The 18,671-nt window shown below is 38.7% G+C and carries 16 protein-coding genes; 5 read left to right on the forward strand and 11 right to left on the reverse strand.

What is annotated here, in order from left to right:
• Nucleotides 1-135: 135 nt before the first annotated feature.
• Nucleotides 136-678 (reverse strand): NUDIX hydrolase, encoded by a 543-nt coding sequence (locus EHQ31_RS01255; RefSeq protein WP_135568839.1) that lies wholly within the window; start codon nucleotides 676-678, stop codon nucleotides 136-138.
• Nucleotides 679-799: 121 nt separating this feature from the next.
• Here EHQ31_RS01255 and EHQ31_RS01260 point away from each other — a divergent pair, with 121 nt between their 5' ends.
• The 5 genes from EHQ31_RS01260 to EHQ31_RS01280 all read left to right on the forward strand — a co-directional run bounded on the left by EHQ31_RS01260 (nucleotide 800) and on the right by EHQ31_RS01280 (nucleotide 6,715).
• On the forward strand, nucleotides 800-1,396 hold the full coding sequence (locus tag EHQ31_RS01260) for a glutathione S-transferase family protein (protein ID WP_135568844.1): 597 nt from the start codon (nucleotides 800-802) through the stop codon (nucleotides 1,394-1,396).
• Nucleotides 1,397-1,464: 68 nt separating this feature from the next.
• On the forward strand, nucleotides 1,465-3,480 hold the full coding sequence (locus tag EHQ31_RS01265) for an ATP-dependent helicase (RefSeq protein ID WP_208652724.1): 2,016 nt from the start codon (nucleotides 1,465-1,467) through the stop codon (nucleotides 3,478-3,480).
• Nucleotides 3,480-4,172, forward strand: a complete 693-nt coding sequence (locus tag EHQ31_RS01270; RefSeq protein ID WP_135568852.1) for an LIC12587 family lipoprotein — start codon at nucleotides 3,480-3,482, stop codon at nucleotides 4,170-4,172. The genes EHQ31_RS01265 and EHQ31_RS01270 overlap by 1 nt, the downstream gene beginning before the upstream one ends.
• A gap of 6 nt (nucleotides 4,173-4,178) precedes the next feature.
• Nucleotides 4,179-6,362, forward strand: coding sequence for an LIC_12586 family protein (locus EHQ31_RS01275; RefSeq protein WP_208652704.1), 2,184 nt, complete (start codon nucleotides 4,179-4,181; stop codon nucleotides 6,360-6,362).
• Entirely contained in the window at nucleotides 6,347-6,715 is a 369-nt protein-coding gene (locus EHQ31_RS01280; protein WP_135568854.1) for a hypothetical protein, read from the forward strand. Before EHQ31_RS01275 ends, EHQ31_RS01280 begins: the two co-directional genes overlap by 16 nt.
• Here EHQ31_RS01280 and lpxB read toward each other — a convergent pair.
• The 10 genes from lpxB to EHQ31_RS01330 form a co-directional block, all read right to left on the reverse strand.
• Nucleotides 6,689-7,900 carry a lipid-A-disaccharide synthase gene (lpxB, locus tag EHQ31_RS01285; RefSeq protein ID WP_135568859.1) on the reverse strand — a complete coding sequence of 404 codons (1,212 nt, stop codon included), beginning with the start codon at nucleotides 7,898-7,900 and terminating at the stop codon, nucleotides 6,689-6,691. The two genes, EHQ31_RS01280 and lpxB, sit on opposite strands and share 27 nt — an antisense overlap.
• Nucleotides 7,869-8,735 (reverse strand): LpxI family protein, encoded by an 867-nt coding sequence (locus EHQ31_RS01290; RefSeq protein ID WP_135568864.1) that lies wholly within the window; start codon nucleotides 8,733-8,735, stop codon nucleotides 7,869-7,871. Before EHQ31_RS01290 ends, lpxB begins: the two co-directional genes overlap by 32 nt.
• Before the next feature lie 9 nt (nucleotides 8,736-8,744).
• Nucleotides 8,745-8,975, reverse strand: coding sequence for an FmdB family zinc ribbon protein (locus tag EHQ31_RS01295; RefSeq protein WP_135568867.1), 231 nt, complete (start codon nucleotides 8,973-8,975; stop codon nucleotides 8,745-8,747).
• 11 nt (nucleotides 8,976-8,986) lie between these two features.
• Complete coding sequence (locus EHQ31_RS01300; protein ID WP_135568870.1) at nucleotides 8,987-10,441, reverse strand: SH3 domain-containing protein; 1,455 nt, start codon at nucleotides 10,439-10,441, stop codon at nucleotides 8,987-8,989.
• A gap of 21 nt (nucleotides 10,442-10,462) precedes the next feature.
• A complete protein-coding gene (locus EHQ31_RS01305) occupies nucleotides 10,463-12,004 on the reverse strand; it encodes a TolC family protein (RefSeq protein ID WP_135568874.1) in 1,542 nt (513 codons plus the stop codon).
• A 57-nt stretch (nucleotides 12,005-12,061) separates the two neighbouring features.
• Nucleotides 12,062-12,952, reverse strand: coding sequence for a succinate--CoA ligase subunit alpha (gene sucD, locus EHQ31_RS01310; protein ID WP_135568877.1), 891 nt, complete (start codon nucleotides 12,950-12,952; stop codon nucleotides 12,062-12,064).
• Nucleotides 12,953-12,964: 12 nt separating this feature from the next.
• Complete coding sequence (gene sucC / locus EHQ31_RS01315; protein ID WP_135568879.1) at nucleotides 12,965-14,134, reverse strand: ADP-forming succinate--CoA ligase subunit beta; 1,170 nt, start codon at nucleotides 14,132-14,134, stop codon at nucleotides 12,965-12,967.
• A 160-nt stretch (nucleotides 14,135-14,294) separates the two neighbouring features.
• A complete protein-coding gene (locus EHQ31_RS01320) occupies nucleotides 14,295-16,208 on the reverse strand; it encodes a PAS domain-containing sensor histidine kinase (protein ID WP_135568882.1) in 1,914 nt (637 codons plus the stop codon).
• Nucleotides 16,209-16,285: 77 nt separating this feature from the next.
• A complete protein-coding gene (locus EHQ31_RS01325; protein ID WP_135568885.1) occupies nucleotides 16,286-17,545 on the reverse strand; it encodes a Vgb family protein in 1,260 nt (419 codons plus the stop codon).
• 144 nt (nucleotides 17,546-17,689) lie between these two features.
• Nucleotides 17,690-18,391: a hypothetical protein gene (locus EHQ31_RS01330; protein WP_135568889.1), complete on the reverse strand. Its 702-nt coding sequence runs from the start codon at nucleotides 18,389-18,391 to the stop codon at nucleotides 17,690-17,692.
• Nucleotides 18,392-18,671: the final 280 nt, after the last annotated feature.

Consider the following 18,671-nt stretch of genomic DNA (forward strand, 5'->3'; position numbering starts at 1 on the left):
TTAAAATTTCCAGCGATTTCGAAAATCTTGGGGATTTTTCTAAAGAATAGTTGGGTTTATTTTTTAGAATTCGCTAAAGAATGAATGTGAATCTCCGAAGGTTCTCTAGCAAAAAACTCTACAATCGTTAGGTTATCACTGGGATTGTAAAAAATAGATTCCAAGCGCTGCTGCCATTTGCGGATGGTGAATGGTTCCATCAATTAACAGGCGTTTTACTTCCTCAGGTTTTTTTAAAACAATTTCGATATCTTCTCCTTCATCCAACTCAACTTCATGAATTGGCTCAACATCGTAGGCAACATAGGAATAGGACCAGTTAGTAAACATAGCTGGATTACCAGAAAACTTTGCGAGTAATTTGTATTTTGCCTGATCAGTGGCATATCCTGTTTCTTCTCTTAGTTCTCTCTGGGCAGAAATAAGTTCGGAACCAGGTCCGTCTTCGTCTACAATTCCTCCTGGAATTTCCAAACTATCTTCTCCGATTCCATGTCTGTATTGTTTGATGAGTAAAATTTCTCCCGTTTTGGTGATAGGAACCACATTGACCCAGTTGTTTGATTTTAATACATAATAGGTTTTTTCTTCCACGGAACGGGGGAGTTGGATATCAAAACTTGCTAGAGTATAAATAGGAGTGCGGTAGAGGTCTTTCCAGTTTTTTCTTTCTTTCACTTTTATACCTTAGAAATTAGATTTTTACTTTCTACAAACTGTATTGAGATTTCCCTTATTTTTTGGAATTATAAAAAAACTTAATCTTGAAGGATGGAAGCATAGATAAAACTATCTACTTATGAAATTATATGGTAGCATTACTTCACCTTTCGTAAGAAGGATTCGTTTTATTTGTTCGGAAATGGGAATTCCCTTTACCTTAGTTGATACGATGACAGAAGCAGGCCAAAAGGAACTCCGAGACAAAAATCCCCTTTGGAAAGTTCCCTATGTAGAAATTGACGATGTAAAAATTTGGGATAGCCACACCATCATCGATTATCTTTTTGAAACCAAAGGGTCAGGCAATTTTAGACCAAAAGCGGGTCCTCATCACTACCGGGAAGCTAATTTACAGACGGCCATTGACCAAGCTTTGGATAATGCCATTCTTATCTTTTATTTGAACAAAGAAGGAATCAAACCGGATGCCGCACCATATTTAACTAAAAATGCCCTTAGAATCAGTTCTATTTTGAATTATATCAAACAAGAGTTAAATGGTAATTTTTTCTTTACTGATGGCAAAGTAGGACTTTCTGAAATTGCTTTGTATACAACTCTCGATTGGATTCGTTTCCGCTCTGTTTTACCAGTAGAAGAGGACCCTATTTTTGCTGGTTTTCTAAACTTTCATGGCCAAAACAAATCGTGGAAGGAAACTGCTCCTAAGTAATAAAGAACAGCCGTTTTTCACTCGACCGGATCGGATTTCCTTGGATTATGTCCCTTACCGGTCTCCTTATGAAATTAAATGCGGCACAAATGGAAGCAGTTTCTACCATCCAAGGTCCCCTTCTGGTCTTTGCAGGAGCTGGATCTGGAAAAACCAGGGTCATCACCAACCGGATTGCCCATATGGTGGAGGGTGTAAAAATCCCTGCTGGTAAAATTGTGGCCCTTTCTTTTACCAATAAAAGTGCCAAAGAGATGGCAGAACGCCTTAGGAAAATGGTTCCCCGAGAAAAACTCAAAGGAATCACACTTTCCACCTTTCATTCGTTAGGTTTAAAGATTTTAAAAGAACATATTACCAAACTAGGTTATAACGAAACTTTTTTATTATTCAATGGAACAGACCAAGAAGCCTTTGTTTCTGACCTATTGAAGTCCAAACGACTCGATCCAAAAAAAGTGCCACCGAAAGAAATCCTTCGCCGCATTTCTTATGCTAAAAATACCCAAGTGCATCCAAAGGACAATGGGCTTACCGGTGAGTTTGACCTTGTGGCCGCAGAAGTCTTTTCGATGTATGAAGAGGGATTAAAAGAAAAAAACGCCATTGATTTTGATGATTTGATTCTTCTTCCCAAACGCCTGTTAGCCGAATTTCCTGAAATTGCAGCCTATTACCAAAGAAAACACGAATACTATCTTGTGGATGAATTCCAAGATACAAACCAACTCCAATATGAGTTTTTATCTTTATTTCGCGGGAAAAGTGACAACCTTTGTGTGGTAGGAGATGACGACCAAAGTATTTATGCCTTTCGCGGTTCCAATGTCCAACTCATCCTTAATTTTGAAAGGGAATTCCCTCATGCAAAAGTAGTGAGGCTTCTGGAAAATTACAGGTCTACATCACTCATCATCCAAGCCGCAAACTCCCTCATCCAAAACAACAAAGGTCGTAAGGAAAAAACTTTATATAGCCGAATCCCTTCCGCAGAACGCGTGGAATATTATGAAACTGCTGATGAAAGGGAAGAAGCGATTTTTGTAGCAGGGAGGATCCAAACCTTGCTCATCAAAAATGAATTTAAGGGAAAGGAAATTGCCATTCTCTTTCGCACCAACTTCCAATCCCGGCCATTTGAAGAGGAACTTCGAAACCGAAGTATTCCTTACAAAGTTGTGGGCGGTTATAATTTCTTTGATCGGAAAGAAATTAGAGATTGTATATCTTACCTGCGCTATGTCGCCAATCCCAAGGATGATTATTCGCTCCTTCGTATCATCAACTACCCCAAAAGGGGAATTGGTCCTGGTACCATGCAAAAACTCCAAGAGGAAGCGTTTACCCACAAACTTTCTCTTTATGAAATCTTTCATAAAATGATTGAGAGTCCTGACTATTTACCCGAAATAAAAGCTAAGGTCAGACAAGAAATCTACCAATTTGTAGAAATGGTAGATGCTTTTAAAAAGAAGTTTGCGATGTCACCGAAATTGGCCCCGGTGCTTCGGGAAATGATCACCCAAATTGGTTTTGAGAGGGAAATTTCCCTAGAAGAGACGGAGGAGAAGGTGATCAAAGCCCGGATCTACAATTTAAGTGAACTTGTGAACATGTTGTCCTTTTTTGAAGACGAAGAGGGCCGTGAGGGCAAGGCAACGATTTTTGACTTTTTACAAAGGCTTGTTCTCCTCATGGAAGATGAACCTAAAGAAGATGAAGAAGATCGTCGAGTGCAACTTTTGACCATGCACCAGTCCAAAGGGCTGGAATACGATTTAGTTTTTTTAGTGGGCCTAGAAGAGGGAATTTTACCGAACTCACGTGTTATAGAAGAAGAAGGGGAAGTAGTCGATGAAGAAAGACGGCTTCTCTACGTGGGTATGACTCGCCCAAGGCGAAAATTGTACTTGACTTCGGCTCGTACAAGACGCAAATTTGGGGAGCAAATCGAGAGTGCCCCCTCTCGGTTTTTAAATGAGCTGTCTCAGGACGCTGTTCTTTTTTTCCCAATGGAAACAAAGGATAGAGACACAGAAACTAAGAATTTCTTAGAGGAATTAGACAAACTAAAGGTAGGCTAATGAAATCGATTCTCCCACTAACCCTAATTTTGGCGTTGGTAGTGGCATTTGGAAATTGTGCATCAAATCAAGGAAACCAAAAACTAGGAGTTTCCAAAGTAAATACCGGGTCCCATATGGCCCAAATCGAATCTATCGATGCTGATCTCAAATCCCTCTCTCTATCTGACGAATCCCGAGACAAACTAATTATCCGCAAAGGAAAACTTTTGCTCGATTTAGGAAAATATGATGAGACTATTTCTACTCTGAACCAAGTGAACCAGGCCAAGTCCAACCCGGTGCAACTCTCTGAGTGGAATCTCACTATGGGAAAAGCCTATGTCGGAAAAAACGAATATTCTAAAGCCATTCAATTTTTAAACCAATCAGAACGTTTGGACAAAAACACAAACCTGATGGAGCGAAAAAAACTAGTGGTACAATCCCTTGTGGCGGAACGGGAATATTATCCTGCGCTCGCAACCCTTACCAAAACCTATACCAAAGGGAACCAAAAGAAGGACGAATTCTATTTTGAAACAGCTGCGAAAACGTATTTAAAAATGGGTTTTGAGTATAAGAATACAGGATTTTACCAAAAAGGATTGCAAGTTGCCAATTTAGGGTTGGAAGAATTTCCAAACAACGAAACTCTGAAGTCCATTCAGAAAGAATGTTTGGAAGTGTTGCAGCCGGAGGGCAAACTCTAAGTTCTTTTGGAACGTATCTTCTCTTTCCAACGCCTATTTGTTTATAGGCAAACCTTGATAAACCTACTTAATAGAATCCGTGAAAACAAGCGGGTTCTATTTTCATTTTTAGCTCTAGGTTTCATCTTTTTTGTTTTTCTACTTGGTTATTATGGTTTGGAGTATTACCTCCGTAACTATCGCATTCCCCTTGTCCAACTTAGGAAAGTAGTTACTTACACCATCAACAAAGAACTTGGCAAAGCGGTTGATATTGGAGTATTAGATTTTTCTCTCCGCGAAGGGCTTATCATTGAAGATCTCGTGGTTTCCAATGAAGAAGACTTTTCCTTTAACGACCATATGTTGAAGGTAAAAAAAGTTACCTTTCGACTCTCGAGTTATTTTAAGAAATCTCCTACAGTCGAACAAATTGATTTTTATAGTCCACATTTGGTTTTAAATGAGAATGTGAGTTTACGAAACCAACTCATTGAATATGCTCAAAAGAGCAAACTAAAAGACATTCGATTTCATGATGCTAGGCTTACCGTCAAACAAAATGATTCCACATTGGTGGATTGGAAAGAAGGTTGGGATATTGTTTTAAAACGAAAGAATAAAAAACTATTTCTTACCTATAACAATGGTTGGTTTTGGATTCCTAATACAACTCGCATTAAGGGTGAAGGTGAATTTTCAGAAACAAGTTTAGATGATTTCCAATTTGAGTTTAAATGGAAAAACTACCCATCGGAAGAAGCCATCATCCTAACCAATTATTTATTCGGTTCCAATGTACATTCAGCAGTCATTTCTGGCGAAGGCAAGATATTTCGAGATTCCGTTTCTGGGTTAACTGCGAGTGGAGATGTTGAATTCGAAAATTCCTTTATACCCATTCCCTTTTTTGAAAATTACATACTGGATGGATTTAGATTTCGTGAAGTATTTTTATTCACTCCAAACAAAGAAGAAAGGGAATTTTTAGGAACAGACTTCCGAATCAAAACTTCGGTAAAAACTGAAAATGCCAAGGAGCCACTTTTAGAACGTCATTTTGAATTCCAAATTGAATCCATTGAAAATATAGCAGAAAGAATATCCGATTTGTCGGGTAATTTTACTCTTCCTTTGTCTGGAGTTTTAAAAGGAAATTTAGATCTTTTGGAATCTGGAGACAAAAACAAATGGTTCCAACTTCGAGGAGAAATTTTAGGATCAGAAATTCAATGGGATTCGAAACTTTTACAATTAGAGAAAGGATCTCTGTCTTTGAAACTTAACCAGGGAAACGAATGGAGTTTTAATTTTGATTCGTTACTTTTTGGGAAACCTTCACATCTTTCTGGCCTTGGGCTAAGTGTATGGAGTCGTTCGAAAAAAGCCGATGGATCTTTTTATTATCCTATGACTTCCAAAACTAAACTCAATTTTCAAACACCTGACTTAACTGGAAGTGAATGGAAACCTTTATATGAGGATTGGAAAAAGGAGACCTTAGAAGAAATCAGGGAACGCCAAGAGAAGTTGATTCCAGAAGAGTATTTTTATCAAAAAAAGGTTTATAAATACTTTTTGGAATCAATGAACTTAGATTTTGGAATTCAGATTTCCAATTTTTTTCCGTTTGGAGGTTCACAATCTCTTGGCGAATCGAAAGGTAACCTTGTGGTTAAGGATGGTAGGATGAATCTAAATTGGAACCTTGGTAATACTGGTTCGAAGGTTTCAATGATCTCTTATTTTGCTAGTAAAACACCTAACTTTGGTTTTAGTTTGTATTTGAATGAATACCCTTGGTCTGAACCGTGGATGAATTTATGTGGTACCGAACTTAGGCCAACCCATGTTGGTTTAGATTATAGTTTTAATAGCATTGGAAGTGATTATTATAGTTTACATAAGGATGCACGAACATCTTATTTTTTGAAATTATATGGAGTTCAATTAAAAGAGGCGGATTTGGTTTCCAAATTAGAAATGAATTTAGATCCTTTGAAAAAACCATTCCAAATGGAATTTGATTTAAGTCGATATTCGGATATGGATTATATTTCCAATTTAGTTATTTCTAGCGATTCTTTGGATCTGAAAGGATATGGAAATAATAAAAATGGAAACTATGCCATTACAACTTATGGACTTGTCGGGGAGTCTAGAGGAAGTTTTAGTTTTACTGAAGAGGAAAATAAATGCGTTATCAAATAGTTTTTGTTAATCTTTTTCTCGTTTTATTTTTTATTTATCAGTGTAAGGAATCTAAAAATCCTGCGGATATTGCCCCTGAGATTGCCAAATTACCTGCGTTTGGTGGTGAGTGGTCTTTGGAATGGGAAAATCAAACTTATTCATTAAATATATTACCTGAAGAAAACAAGGTTCTTTGGAATGGAACAAAAGAACTGAGCATAGAATTGGATTCTGTGGGAATTCGCATAAGACCAAGTGATGAAGAGACCATCAAAGGATATTTTTTGTATTCAGATTTGAAGCCCAAGTCCTGGATTGGAACTTGGGAAAATCGTGTGGTTCGATTAATTCGGAAGGGATCTAAGGAGTGATTGGATTTCCTTTGCTGCCTTTTTGGAAGCATTGGTAGTTCCTAGTTCTCTTTCTTTGGCATCCCGCAAAATCCCTTTGATTTTATTCCTGAGTTTTGAATTGGAAAGTATCTTCCATGCCTCCTGAAAAATATATTTAGGTTGGCATTCGTTTTGGGTGATTTCTCGGCAGACTTCCTCGCCAGATAATATATTCGCAAGACCAATGAACTTGGATTTCATCAGTAAAGATCCCAAAAAATAAGTAAATAAACTTACTTTATATAGAATTACCATTGGAGTTTCAAAATATAGTCCCTCTAGGGTTGCTGTCCCGGAGGCAATGAGGAGTAGGTCACTTGTTTCCATCACTCGAAGTGATGCATTCCAAATATAATGGATTTGGATGTCGGGATGGATTTGTTTTAGGGAATTGATTTTTTCTAAAAGAAATGATTCTTCTTTGGCGTTGATATTCGGAAGAAGAAAAACAATTTTCTTTTTCTCTAATTTACATTGTTCGTGGAGGAGTGCAGCCGTTCCAAGTATAGGATCAATTAACCTATGGATTTCACCCTTTCTAGAACCAGGAAGAAGTCCAACGGTATAACCGTGGTGGGAATCCGGAAGTTTCTCTGTGATGACTGGTTCTTTTTTTAGTTTTTCTGGAATTCGTTTGGTGATGGGATGACCCACAAACTTAGCATTCACGCCGTATTCAGTATAAATTTCTTCTTCAAATCGGAAGAGGGTAAGCATCAACGCAATCTGTTCTTTGATAAAAAAAATCCGATTGAATTTCCATGCCCAGATTTGAGGCGAAACATAAAATACAGTGGGGATTCCTCGCTCTTTTAATTCTTTCGCCAAACGTAAGTTAAAACCTGGATAATCAATTAAAATGGCAAGTTTTGTTGGTCTAAGTGTGGTTTCTTTTAACACTCTATAAAAAACTTTCTTCAAATAACTATATTTTTTGATAGCTTCAGAAAATCCGATGACACTTAAGTTCTCCAATTCTTCTAAAGAATCGAGACCTTGATCCATCATTCCTTCCCCACCAATTCCATAGAATTTGTATTCAGGTTCGAGAACTGACAATTCGTGTAAAAGATCGGATCCTAGTAAATCGCCAGAATGTTCACCAGCGATGACCAAGATATTTTTGTCAGACTCATGTAGATGGGATTTTTTTTTGGTTACCATTGAGACCTTTACTTCCGCTTTTTCCGACAACACAAAAGTTTAGTTTATGTTTGGTGGCAAATTCGATCACTGCTTTGGGATCTACCACTAAGGTTTCCCCTTCGCGAATACAGAGTGTTTTACATCCACTCTCAAGCATTACCTGAAAGGTGTGGATGCCAATGGTAGGGAGGTCAAAACGATTGTCTTGTTTGGCTTTGGGACTTTTACAAACAACGGCATCGCCTTTTTTTTTGGTATAGGCCCCACCTCGTTTGATGGTTTCATCCGTTCCTTCCACAGCCTCTACTGCAATTACTGACTCGTCACATACTACCACCATTTGTCCGATATCTAAATCGGCCATTTTTTCGGCATAGAACATCCCAAAGTCGATATCTTTTAATTCTTGGGAATTGAATTTTTTGGGAGTGTATCTGCCTTCTGGTAGAAGTAAGGATTGTAAATAGATCTTTTGAGAGATAACCTTTACTCCCATTGCTTCGAATTCATCGGCAATGGCTAAAAAAATTGGATAGTCATTTCTATTGATGGTGCGGGCAAGGATAGCAAGGGCCTTGAGATCAAATTTTAATTTTTGAAAGAGGAGATCTTTACGTACCTTCCCAAGCATTAAAATTCTAGTGATCTTTTCTTTTTGGATCGTTTTAAGAATTTTACCCACTTGGGTGATGTGGACTGGAATCGTACGTGCACTATGTTCTCTAGGTGAAAAATCTGATTCAATCAGACCAAGAAATAATGGATCCTCACCGGCGCCAAGTGCTTCCGACATTCCGATATGAGGTAACTCTCCACCTCCAGCAATAATGGCTAATCGGCCTTTAGGTGCCAAAGAATTACCTTACGTCGTACCTGAATCCGTACTTCCAGAAGACGGAGCAGAATTATCTTTTTTATAATCGGTAACATAAAAACCAGAACCTTTAAAGATGATTCCAGCACTGGCCGAAATTCGTCTTTCGACAGATCCATTTTTACCACAAAGGCAATGGGTGAGTGCATCATCTTTCATTGACTGAACGTGTTCAAATTCTTTTCCACATGTATTACAATGGTAGTCGTAGGTAGCCATAGTTTCCTCCTCTAATGGATTCCTGTTCTAATTTCAAATAGTATTACTTTTTCCCGGTTAGGTTCTTTTGCCAAAGGTAAACAAATTTCCCAGGAGTACCTTCTCGAGTTCAATGCCGATTCATCCAAAGGAAGAGAACGAATCGACTGAAAGAGCCCCGTGTTTCTCCGCCAAAGGCTAGCGTTCCATTTGTCCCCCTCTCGGGATTCAATATGTAAGGACAGGTTTTCTCTTCTTTTTTCTCCGTCGAGGACATATCGATTTTTATTTACCCAAATGGATTCTTTATCTAGAGATAAGGAATAAGCAAGGTGTTCCTTGTTATCGTAATTTAGATGTAATTCCAAAAACGGAATAGGGTTCTTTGCGTCTGTTGGTTGGAAGGAAAACTCAAAATAGTTTTTGTCACCTGATAGTTTTTTGCAAATTCTTTCAAGTGCCTTTGTATCTTTTGAAATTCCATAAATGGGAAAACCAGTTTCGCCAGAAATGCGAATTGAATCACGGGCTATATAGTTTCCAAAAAAAGTAGAGGGTATTTGGTTCCCGTTCCAACCCTCAAAATCGATTCGAATTTCATTCTCGACCGACTTAAATCGTTTTTCGAATTCAGCAATGAGATTGGGATCCGGCGGAACTTCCGTCAAAAATCCAGAAAAAATCCAAGCTGATTTTTGAAGGTTTGGAAAGTAACAACGTTTCCAATGTCCTAAATTTCCAACTATGGTTTCCGCTGTCGGATCTTCTTCTAAACAAAAGGCTCTTTCTGGTTCGCTGATTTTTCCGACTTCAGCATTTTCACGACCCGGACCACTTCGAAGATTCACATTTTTTCCACGTAATATGGCTGTTTGGTGAAACAGATTTGTATTTGGGTGATTCGATAAAAAATGTAAGGTCTGCACTAGAAAATCGGATTCAATTTCACCAATGGACTCAAAGGAATAACTGAGTAAATTGGACAAAGCACGACTAAACTTTTCCTCCATTCCGCGAGGATCTTCCAAAATAAGACTGAGAAGTAGGTTTTTGACTTCTGATTTTGGAATGGGTTTGGTGATGGTGATAATTTTTGTGATTAGGGCTCTTTTGTAACCATCCCCATGTTTTTTCAAATTGGGAAAGTAGGGATCTTCTACATGGTAATAGGTTCCGCGTGTGGTTTCCCATTCTACAAGTTTCGTTCCTGAACGTTTTTGGAAAAAGGTTAGAAGCTCTTTGGTTGTTTCTTTTTCGTTTAGTTTTTTTTCTAACTGAGATATGGACTCGGAAAGGAGGGTGAGTTCTAGTTCATTTGCGGGAATTTCTTTTTCCTTATAAAGTCCAAGTACTTTGCGATAGGACTCAGACTTATAAAGATCATAAGCTTTGTCTTCTCTCTCGCGAAAGTCAACAAAGGCATAAGTAACTAGAACTACAAAAAGGAAAAGTAAACTAACTGCGAGAAATACACGGGAGCGTATCAAATGGTATCTCCCGCTTTTTTCTTAAAGATTTTCTGGTAGGAGTTTGGATCTTTCCACTCCGTATTCTTCAAATAAAGCATTTTTAGCAACATAGTATCTATGTAAGTTAATGTTGAAATCTACTTTGGCACGAACAAGAGTCAATTGGTCCTGGACATGAGTGTCCAAGGCATTTTTTACAGCAAGTGCGTTGAAACGTCCTTGTTGGAAGGATCGTAAAACACCGTTATAGTATTTTTTAGATTCTTCTTCGGTTCGTTTTGCATTTTCCATCACTTGGAAAGAAGCTTTTAAGATATCAATTCTTGTTTTAACATCATCCGCAACAGCTTTGACAAGGTCTGCTTCTTCCAAAGAAACTTGACGTTTTTGGATTTCTGCATCGCGAATTCCTGCTTTGACCCCTTTATCCATAATCGGATAGGAAAGATCCAAGGAACCTTGCATCACTGGGTATTGGTAAGAAAATACACCAGCTCTATTGTCCGAATAATTGTTTTGCGGACTAATTGTATTTTGAGCTTGGTAGCCGTAAGTTCCCGCCGCTTTTAAAGAGGGGAGCGCTTCGTTTTTGGCTGTTTTCATGCTAAGTTCTGCATTTTCTTTTTTGCGAACTATGGCCTTAAAATCGGCCCTATGTTTATATGCATAATCGATATCGGCCGCGTAATCCAATTTTGTTGGCAGAGTTTCCGAAAGTGGAGTTGTCTTTTGAAAGATTGTATCTTCAGGTAAATTCAAAGAACGAATCAGTTTACGACGAGCTTCTTCTCTTTCAGCGCTAGCTTGTGCCATTTGGCCTTCCACTTGGGAGAGGAGGGCATTCCATTGGTTGACCTCGAAACTTTCAGAAAGTCCAAGACCTTGTTTACGAATGGTGAGGTCCCTTACATTCTTTGTGTTCTTTAAAAGTTGTTCGAAAGTTTGGTATCCTGATTCCTTAACTGAGTAATTCCAATAGTCAACAAGAGTGGCTACTACTTTGTTTGCCACTTGGTCTTCCATTTGCTCACGCATGATCTCCGTTTGGTTTTCGAGGATTTTTTCCGAATTCCTCTCATTGGCACCAAAGGCATTTTTTAACAAATCTTGAGCAATGGTAACCGAAAGGGTATCTGTATATAATGGAGGAAGGCCAAGAGCGCCAAATCCAGATGGTGTTTTATTCGGATCTTCAAATGCGTTCGAGTCAAATCGTTGCGATTTGGCTTCTATTTTAAAATAAGTTCCTGTGGTAAAAAGTTTTTCAAGCCCAGCACTATAGGTATTGGTTTGAGTTTTTGTTCCCGTAAAGATATTGTTTTGGTTGAAAGGGAATTTTTTCTCATCAATTTCCGCTTTAGAAAGTGCGCGCCAAGAATACTTACTCTCAAACTTCATTAAGTTTGAATCGGCTTTTGCTAACTCCAAACGGGCCTGCATGACCTCGCGGTTGTTATCAACGGCATATTTGACTGCATCTTGTAAACTAAGTGTAAATCCCTTATCTCCAGATTCCGCAGCCAAAAGGCCCACGGAAACGAGGAGGATCAATGTACTTGAAACCCATGAACGTTGTTCCATACTGTTAATTCAGACTCCTCATTTCCTTTGAATAGCTGTTTTTTTTGAAAAGAACCCTTATTTTTTTAGGGCCAGTTTCATTTTTTCACCAACTTCACCAATATGGGCGCAGATGCTGACACCAGCGTCTTGCATCGCCGCAATTTTTGAAGTTGCAGTTCCCATTCCCCCAGAAATGATCGCACCGGCATGGCCCATACGTTTTCCTGGAGGAGCAGTTTGCCCTGCGATAAAACCTACTACTGGTTTTTTCACGTGGGCTTTGATGTAAGCGGCCGCTTCTTCTTCCGAAGTTCCACCGATTTCACCAATCATGACAATACCTTCTGTATCTGGATCTTCGTTCAAAAGACGAACCGCTTCTGTATGGTTCATTCCAGGAACTGGGTCTCCCCCGATTCCGATACAAGTGGATTGACCAAGGCCTGCTGCTGTAAGAGCCGCAACAGATTCGTAAGTCAAAGTTCCAGAACGGGAAACGATTCCGATATTTCCAGGAGTGTGGATAAAACCAGGCATAATTCCCATCTTTACACTGTAACGAGGGTTAATGACTCCTGGGCAGTTTGGTCCCACTAGTTTGGTTTTGGAGTTACGAAGTACGCTATAAACTTTTAGCATATCGTGAGTAGGGATTCCTTCTGTGATACAAACCACAAGTGGGATCTCTGCAAAAATTCCTTCCAAAATAGCATCGGCAGCAAACGGAGGTGGAACAAAGATTACGGCAGCGTTGGCACCGTCTTCTTTCATCGCATCTTTTATGGTATTACGAACTGGAGCAGTTTTTCCTGTTTCGGAAGTCCAGATTTGGCCACCTTTGCCTGGAGTCACTCCAGCAACAACTTTTGTACCATATTCCAACATTTGAGTCGCATGAAAGGATCCTTCCTTACCGGTGATCCCTTGGACGACTACTCTTGTGTTTTCATCAACTAATACAGCCATGTTTTATAGTTCCTATTTTTTGATTAGGGAGACAATTTTGTCTGCCGCGTCACGGAGTCCTTCTACTCCAACAATGTTCATACCGGATTCGTTCAGGATTTTTTTCCCTTCTTCCGCATTGGTTCCTTTCAATCGAACCACTACTGGCACCGATACGTTTACTTTTTTGGTAGCTTCTATAATTCCCACAGCCACTCGGTCACAACGAACGATTCCACCAAATACGTTTACAAAGATACCTTTTACGTTTGGATCAGAAAGGATGAGTCGAAAACCGTTTTCTACCGTAGTAGGGTTTGCTCCACCTCCGACGTCCAAAAAGTTGGCAGGTTCTGCACCAGCTAACTTAACGATGTCCATAGTTGCCATAGCAAGACCAGCACCATTGACCATACAACCAATGTTACCATCTAACTTAACATAGTTGAGGTTGTATTCTTTTGCTTTTACTTCATATGGATCTTCTTCGGAGATATCACGAAGTGCTTCATTTTCAGGGTGACGATAAAGAGCATTTTCATCTAAATCCATCTTGCAGTCACCGGCAATGATCTCGTTTTGTTTTGTGAGAATCAGTGGGTTAATTTCTAGAAGAGCTGCATCTTCTTTGATATAGGCATTGTATACTGAATTTACAAGAGCTGTAAAAGACTTTTGTGCTTCCGTTGGAATTCCTAAAGCAAATGCGAGTTCCCGCACTTGAGAACCTTGGATTCCAATACCCGGATCAATCTGAATTTTGATGATTTTTTCTGGGTGAGTTTCCGCTACTTCTTCGATTTCCATTCCACCTTCAGTGGATGCCATGATGATGGTTTTACGGAATGCGCGATCAAGTAGGATGGAAAGGTAGTATTCTTTTGCAATTTCAAGACCTTGTTCCAAATACACTTTCAGAACTTTTTTGCCTTCTGGGCCTGTCTGAGGGGTGATGAGTTGCATTCCGAGAATTTTCTCTGCTGCAGCTTTGGCGTCATCTTTTGTCTTTGCGACTTTGACCCCGCCACCTTTTCCTCGTCCACCAGCGTGGATTTGGGCTTTTACCACCACAACGGGTGATTTTTGGACAACTTCGCTATATGCCTTTTCGAATTCACCGACAGTGTCGATGACCTTTCCGAAGGGAACGTTGGCATTGTGTCTACGTAGGATTTCTTTGGCCTGGTATTCGTGGACTTTCATGGATTTCCTTATGTCATTGGTACGTCCGAGGGTCTTGCCCACGGATCACTAAGGTAAGGCTCGTGTGTTGGGTGAGATTGTCAAGACCGAATGGTAGGTTCTGACGTTAACAGTGAGAAGGAAAGATTCTGTAAACCTAGCGTTCCAAGCTAAGCCAGACCTAAAAGGGAACCACCTGGTTGGGATTTACCGGGAGGGATACTGTGAATGTGGAACCAATTCCTTCCGTACTTTCTACTGAAATACTTCCTCCAAGAACTTCCACTTGTGATTTGGTGATAAAAAGCCCAATCCCACGTGCGTCTTCGTTTTTATGAAATGTTTTAAACATTCCAAAAATTTTACTTCCGTGTTTTTCTAAATTGATACCAAGTCCATTATCCTCTACTACTAGTTGCACTTGGCCGTGGATTTTCCTGGCACTAATTTTAATAAAAGCTCCATTCTTTAAACGTACATACTTGATGGCATTGGAAACCAAGTTTAAGAGAATACTTTCCAAATAAGCAGGAATGATTTTAAGTTCTAAGTGTTCTTCAATATCTAAACTCAGTTCAATATTTCTCGATTCGATAGATCCTTTTAGAATGTTTAAAGTTTTTTGAATTTCTTCTTCTATGGAACAAACTTCCACTGGTTTGTTTAACATTTGGTTGATAGAGATAATATCATTTAAATGAGTGATGGTTTCATTTAGTTTCTCAGAAGATGCATGTAACATTTTCACGATGTTTTTTCTTTCTTCCTCTGTTGGACTATCTTCTAATAAGTCGATTAAAGAGGTAAAGTTGGAGGAGTGTTGGCGAATGTTATGAGAAACAATATAGGCAAAGTTTTGTAATTTACTGTTTTGGATTCCAGTAAAGTGTAACATCCGATTGGTGTTTTCTAGTGCTTCTACTTCTTCTGTGATATTAAATCTTATGGATAAAAAAGATTCAATAGTATCTTTGGAGTCATATAAGGGATGGATGAAGGTTTGTAACCAGAAAAAATTTCCTTGTTTAGATTGGTTACGAATGACTCCTTCCCAAGGAAGACCTGAGAGAATGTCATTCCACATCTTTTCCCAAAACTCTCTTGGATGAAATTTGGAATTGAGTTTTCTGTGATCGGAACCTATCAATTCGCTTTCTGAATAACCAGAAATTTGTATAAACTTTTGGTTTACTCTTTGTATGATGCCTTTTGTGTCAGTCACACTGACAATCGCAGATCTTTCGATGGCATCTAAAACTCCTTTTAATTTTCTATTTTTTGATTGGATTCTATGTTCCGTGTTTTTTAATTCTGTGATATCAAGGAAACTTGCGGTAGCTCCTTCTAATTTTCCTTGTTCGTCGTAAAGCGGGGCAGCATTGATACTTAGCCATTTTACCTTTTCCCCCTCCGAAATGATTCCATGTTCAAAGTTATATACTGTTTTTTGTTTTCCCAAGGCTTCTGCTAATGGAAGTTCTTCCTTTGGTAAACTTGAACCATCCTCTCGAATTTGATGCCAATCTTTACTAGCGAAGTATTTGTTTTGGAGTTTATCGATGCTTAGGGAAAGAATATTAGCAGCACTTTCGTTTGCATATGTAATTTGTCCTTCAAGGTTGGTTACAACAACCCCGTTGATCATTGTTTTTAAAACATGGTTTAATCTAAATTCGTTTTCTCGAAAAGTTTTTTCAGCAAACGTTGCTTCGGTGACATCTTCAATTAAAAAATAAAAATGGCTTTCTGAAAGTTCTTGGGTTAAAACTGAGAAGAGCTTATGGTTCTCTGATTTTTGGTTTAATAAAAGATCTGCGTTTAGATAAATTTGTGAAATTTTTTTTTCGGATAGGTCAGAGAGGATTTTGGAAAGGAATCCTTCTCTATGTAAGTTTGGGAGAAATTCCTCTACAGTAAGAGTCTTTTCGTTATAAGTCGAAAACTTCAAGAGGGTTCTTGCAAGAGGATTTGTATAAACTAACTTACTATCTAAAGAATAATTTGAAGTAGGAGATTGAAATACAATAATTCCAAAAGGTAGTTTATCGGCAAACTGTGCAAATGATATACTACTGTTTTGATTGAACGATTTCATCGATTGTTTAGTCCGCTGTAGAAAAACTACATTTCATCGGACGAACGGAATCTAGAAATTATGGGACAAAATTTGTTTTAGAGTTTGTTCCAATAGGGCGAAAGCCTAAGCGATTGACAAAATCTTCCAAGGGAACCCGTTTGGATTAAATCAAACCGATTGGCTATATGGGGTGCTAAATAAATTTCTCCATCGGGACCGAGCGCTCCACCACGATAAGAACCGGCGGGTCTAGGAAACAGTGTCTTTATCGTATGGTCTTTTGTATCGAAGGAAATAAAATTTGAATAGTTCTCCGGGATGGGATAAATTTTACCGTTGGGAGCAAGTACTGCTCCATTAAACATACTAGACCCAGGACTGGGAACACTGCCTGCCAAAACAATTTCATTTGTTGCTAAATCTAGATAAAGAATTTCTGCAACGGAATGTGGAATCATATAGATTCTCCCATTGGGAGTGAGAATCCCTGAAATATAAGCACTTCCACCTGGAAATACATAAGGGTGGGTAGTGACAGAATCATCCTTTGTATCCAAAATATACATACTAGTACTGACTAGAGGAATGAAATAAATTTTACCTTGAGGGGTGAGAACCCCTGTTGAAAATCCGCCACTTGTGGGTGTAGCCACCTGACCAATGGTTTTTGTATTCGTATCATAATATCGAATGCTGGTTTCTGTGCTTGGAACATAGTAAATTTTACCATTCGGTGCATAGATGGCTCCGTTATAGGCTGACCCTGCCATTGTTTCGTTTCCCAAAATTGACAAGGACTTATTGTTTGTATCAAAAGCATAAAAATCGGCTACAAGGTGTGGTGCAAAATATAGGATACCGGCAGGGCCTAGGGCACCACCGATTCTTTCCACAGATTCAGAAAAAGTCCCCATGATTGAAAAGGATTTATTGATAGGATCCACTTCCAGAATTTTAGGAGAATAATAAGGAACAATATAAACATTCCCATTGGGTGCGTTTAAGGCTCCTTGGAAGGCAGGATAACTGGAACTGATTACGGCATTGATTGCTTCTGGTCTATATTGGATTAAGGATTCTTCGGGTCCTGATCCCAATAGAAACTGGGATTCCATTTCTTTTTTGACGGCAGGCCAATTGGCATCCAAATGGGTTTCTTCATAATTGAGTTCACAGGCAGGCGGATTTGAATTCAATTTGTACCCGCATTGGTAACTTTTATCTTTGATCAGAAATCGAAATAATAAATTAGGAATGAATTTTGCGTTTTCTGTGTCGCAAAGATTTTCCGATTTGGGCGTGGAGCAGGAAACGAAGAAAAACATTGCCAAAAGCGAAATAAAAAAATGATTCATAAATCTTTCTGTATGCATGTTACAAAAAACAGGAGGACAAAAGCAAGTCCAAACTAATGAGAAGCTGACTCGTAAGTGTCCGTAGCTAAAAATAGGGTATGAATTTGATTTTAGTTTATTTCGCAGAGAATTTTGATTTAAAAATTATTCGTTGTTAGGGAAGGTTAAAAATTCCGGCCTGGTTAAGATTTTTTTTCCATTAGTAGTGATGACCGGAAAAAAATGCGGATCTCTATTGGGGTCAGTCAGAAGGAGTTTTACATCTCTAATTCTTTTATAACATTCTTCCATAAAAAGTTGGTGGCCACATCCTAGTAGATGGTATCCTTCATGGATGAGAGTGGAATTTGGGCTTGTGAATAACATTTGTATGGTGGAGATATATTTGGCTTTGATATATCCTCTAGTATTTGTATGACCTTCTACAGCACCTTGGACTTCTAATTTTAAACCAACTCCTACAAAAATCCCAAGGGTTAAAATTTCAAAACTAATATCTCCCCAAGTTCGGCCTTTTAAATACAGTAACCTGTCACAATCTTTTGTTAATTGGCGATCCATTAAATAACCTAAAATATCTGTGCCCCAAAATCCGGGCCTTTCCAAAGTTTCTAATAATACGGGTTCGGCTTTGAGTTTATAGTATAAAAGTTCCTCGTTCCAAGCGGTAAATAAATCGGAGATTTCATCTTTTGTGATATTTGGCTCTGAAATCAGACAAACACGAAACTTACTTTCTTCTCCGAATTCCATTCTTTCTCTGATTTTTTTTTCATGGAATCCAATGGTCGTACATTGTAAAACTAAGGTAAGAAGAAGGGAAATATAAACAATTCTCGTAAACATTAAGGTTTGGGATTTCTATTTTTCATTTAAGGTATTTTTCGCCAAACCTTAAAAATCGGAAACACAACGTGTGCGATTGGTGCTGTTATTCGTTTTTAAATCGTTTCCCCCAACCAACATTGAGGCTCGCACATTCCGTTTGGGCCGGAATAACTTGGAATTAGACCTCTTTGTATTTGTCCATCTTGACCGGGCAAACTTGAACAAATCGCTGGATTGTTTGCTCCATCATAGCAGGTAGTTTGGTTAGTTTTTGGTCATCGGGGTTCAATCATGTTTC

The sequence above is a fragment of the Leptospira montravelensis genome, from assembly GCF_004770045.1.
GTDB classification, from domain to species: Bacteria; Spirochaetota; Leptospiria; order Leptospirales; family Leptospiraceae; genus Leptospira_A; species Leptospira_A montravelensis.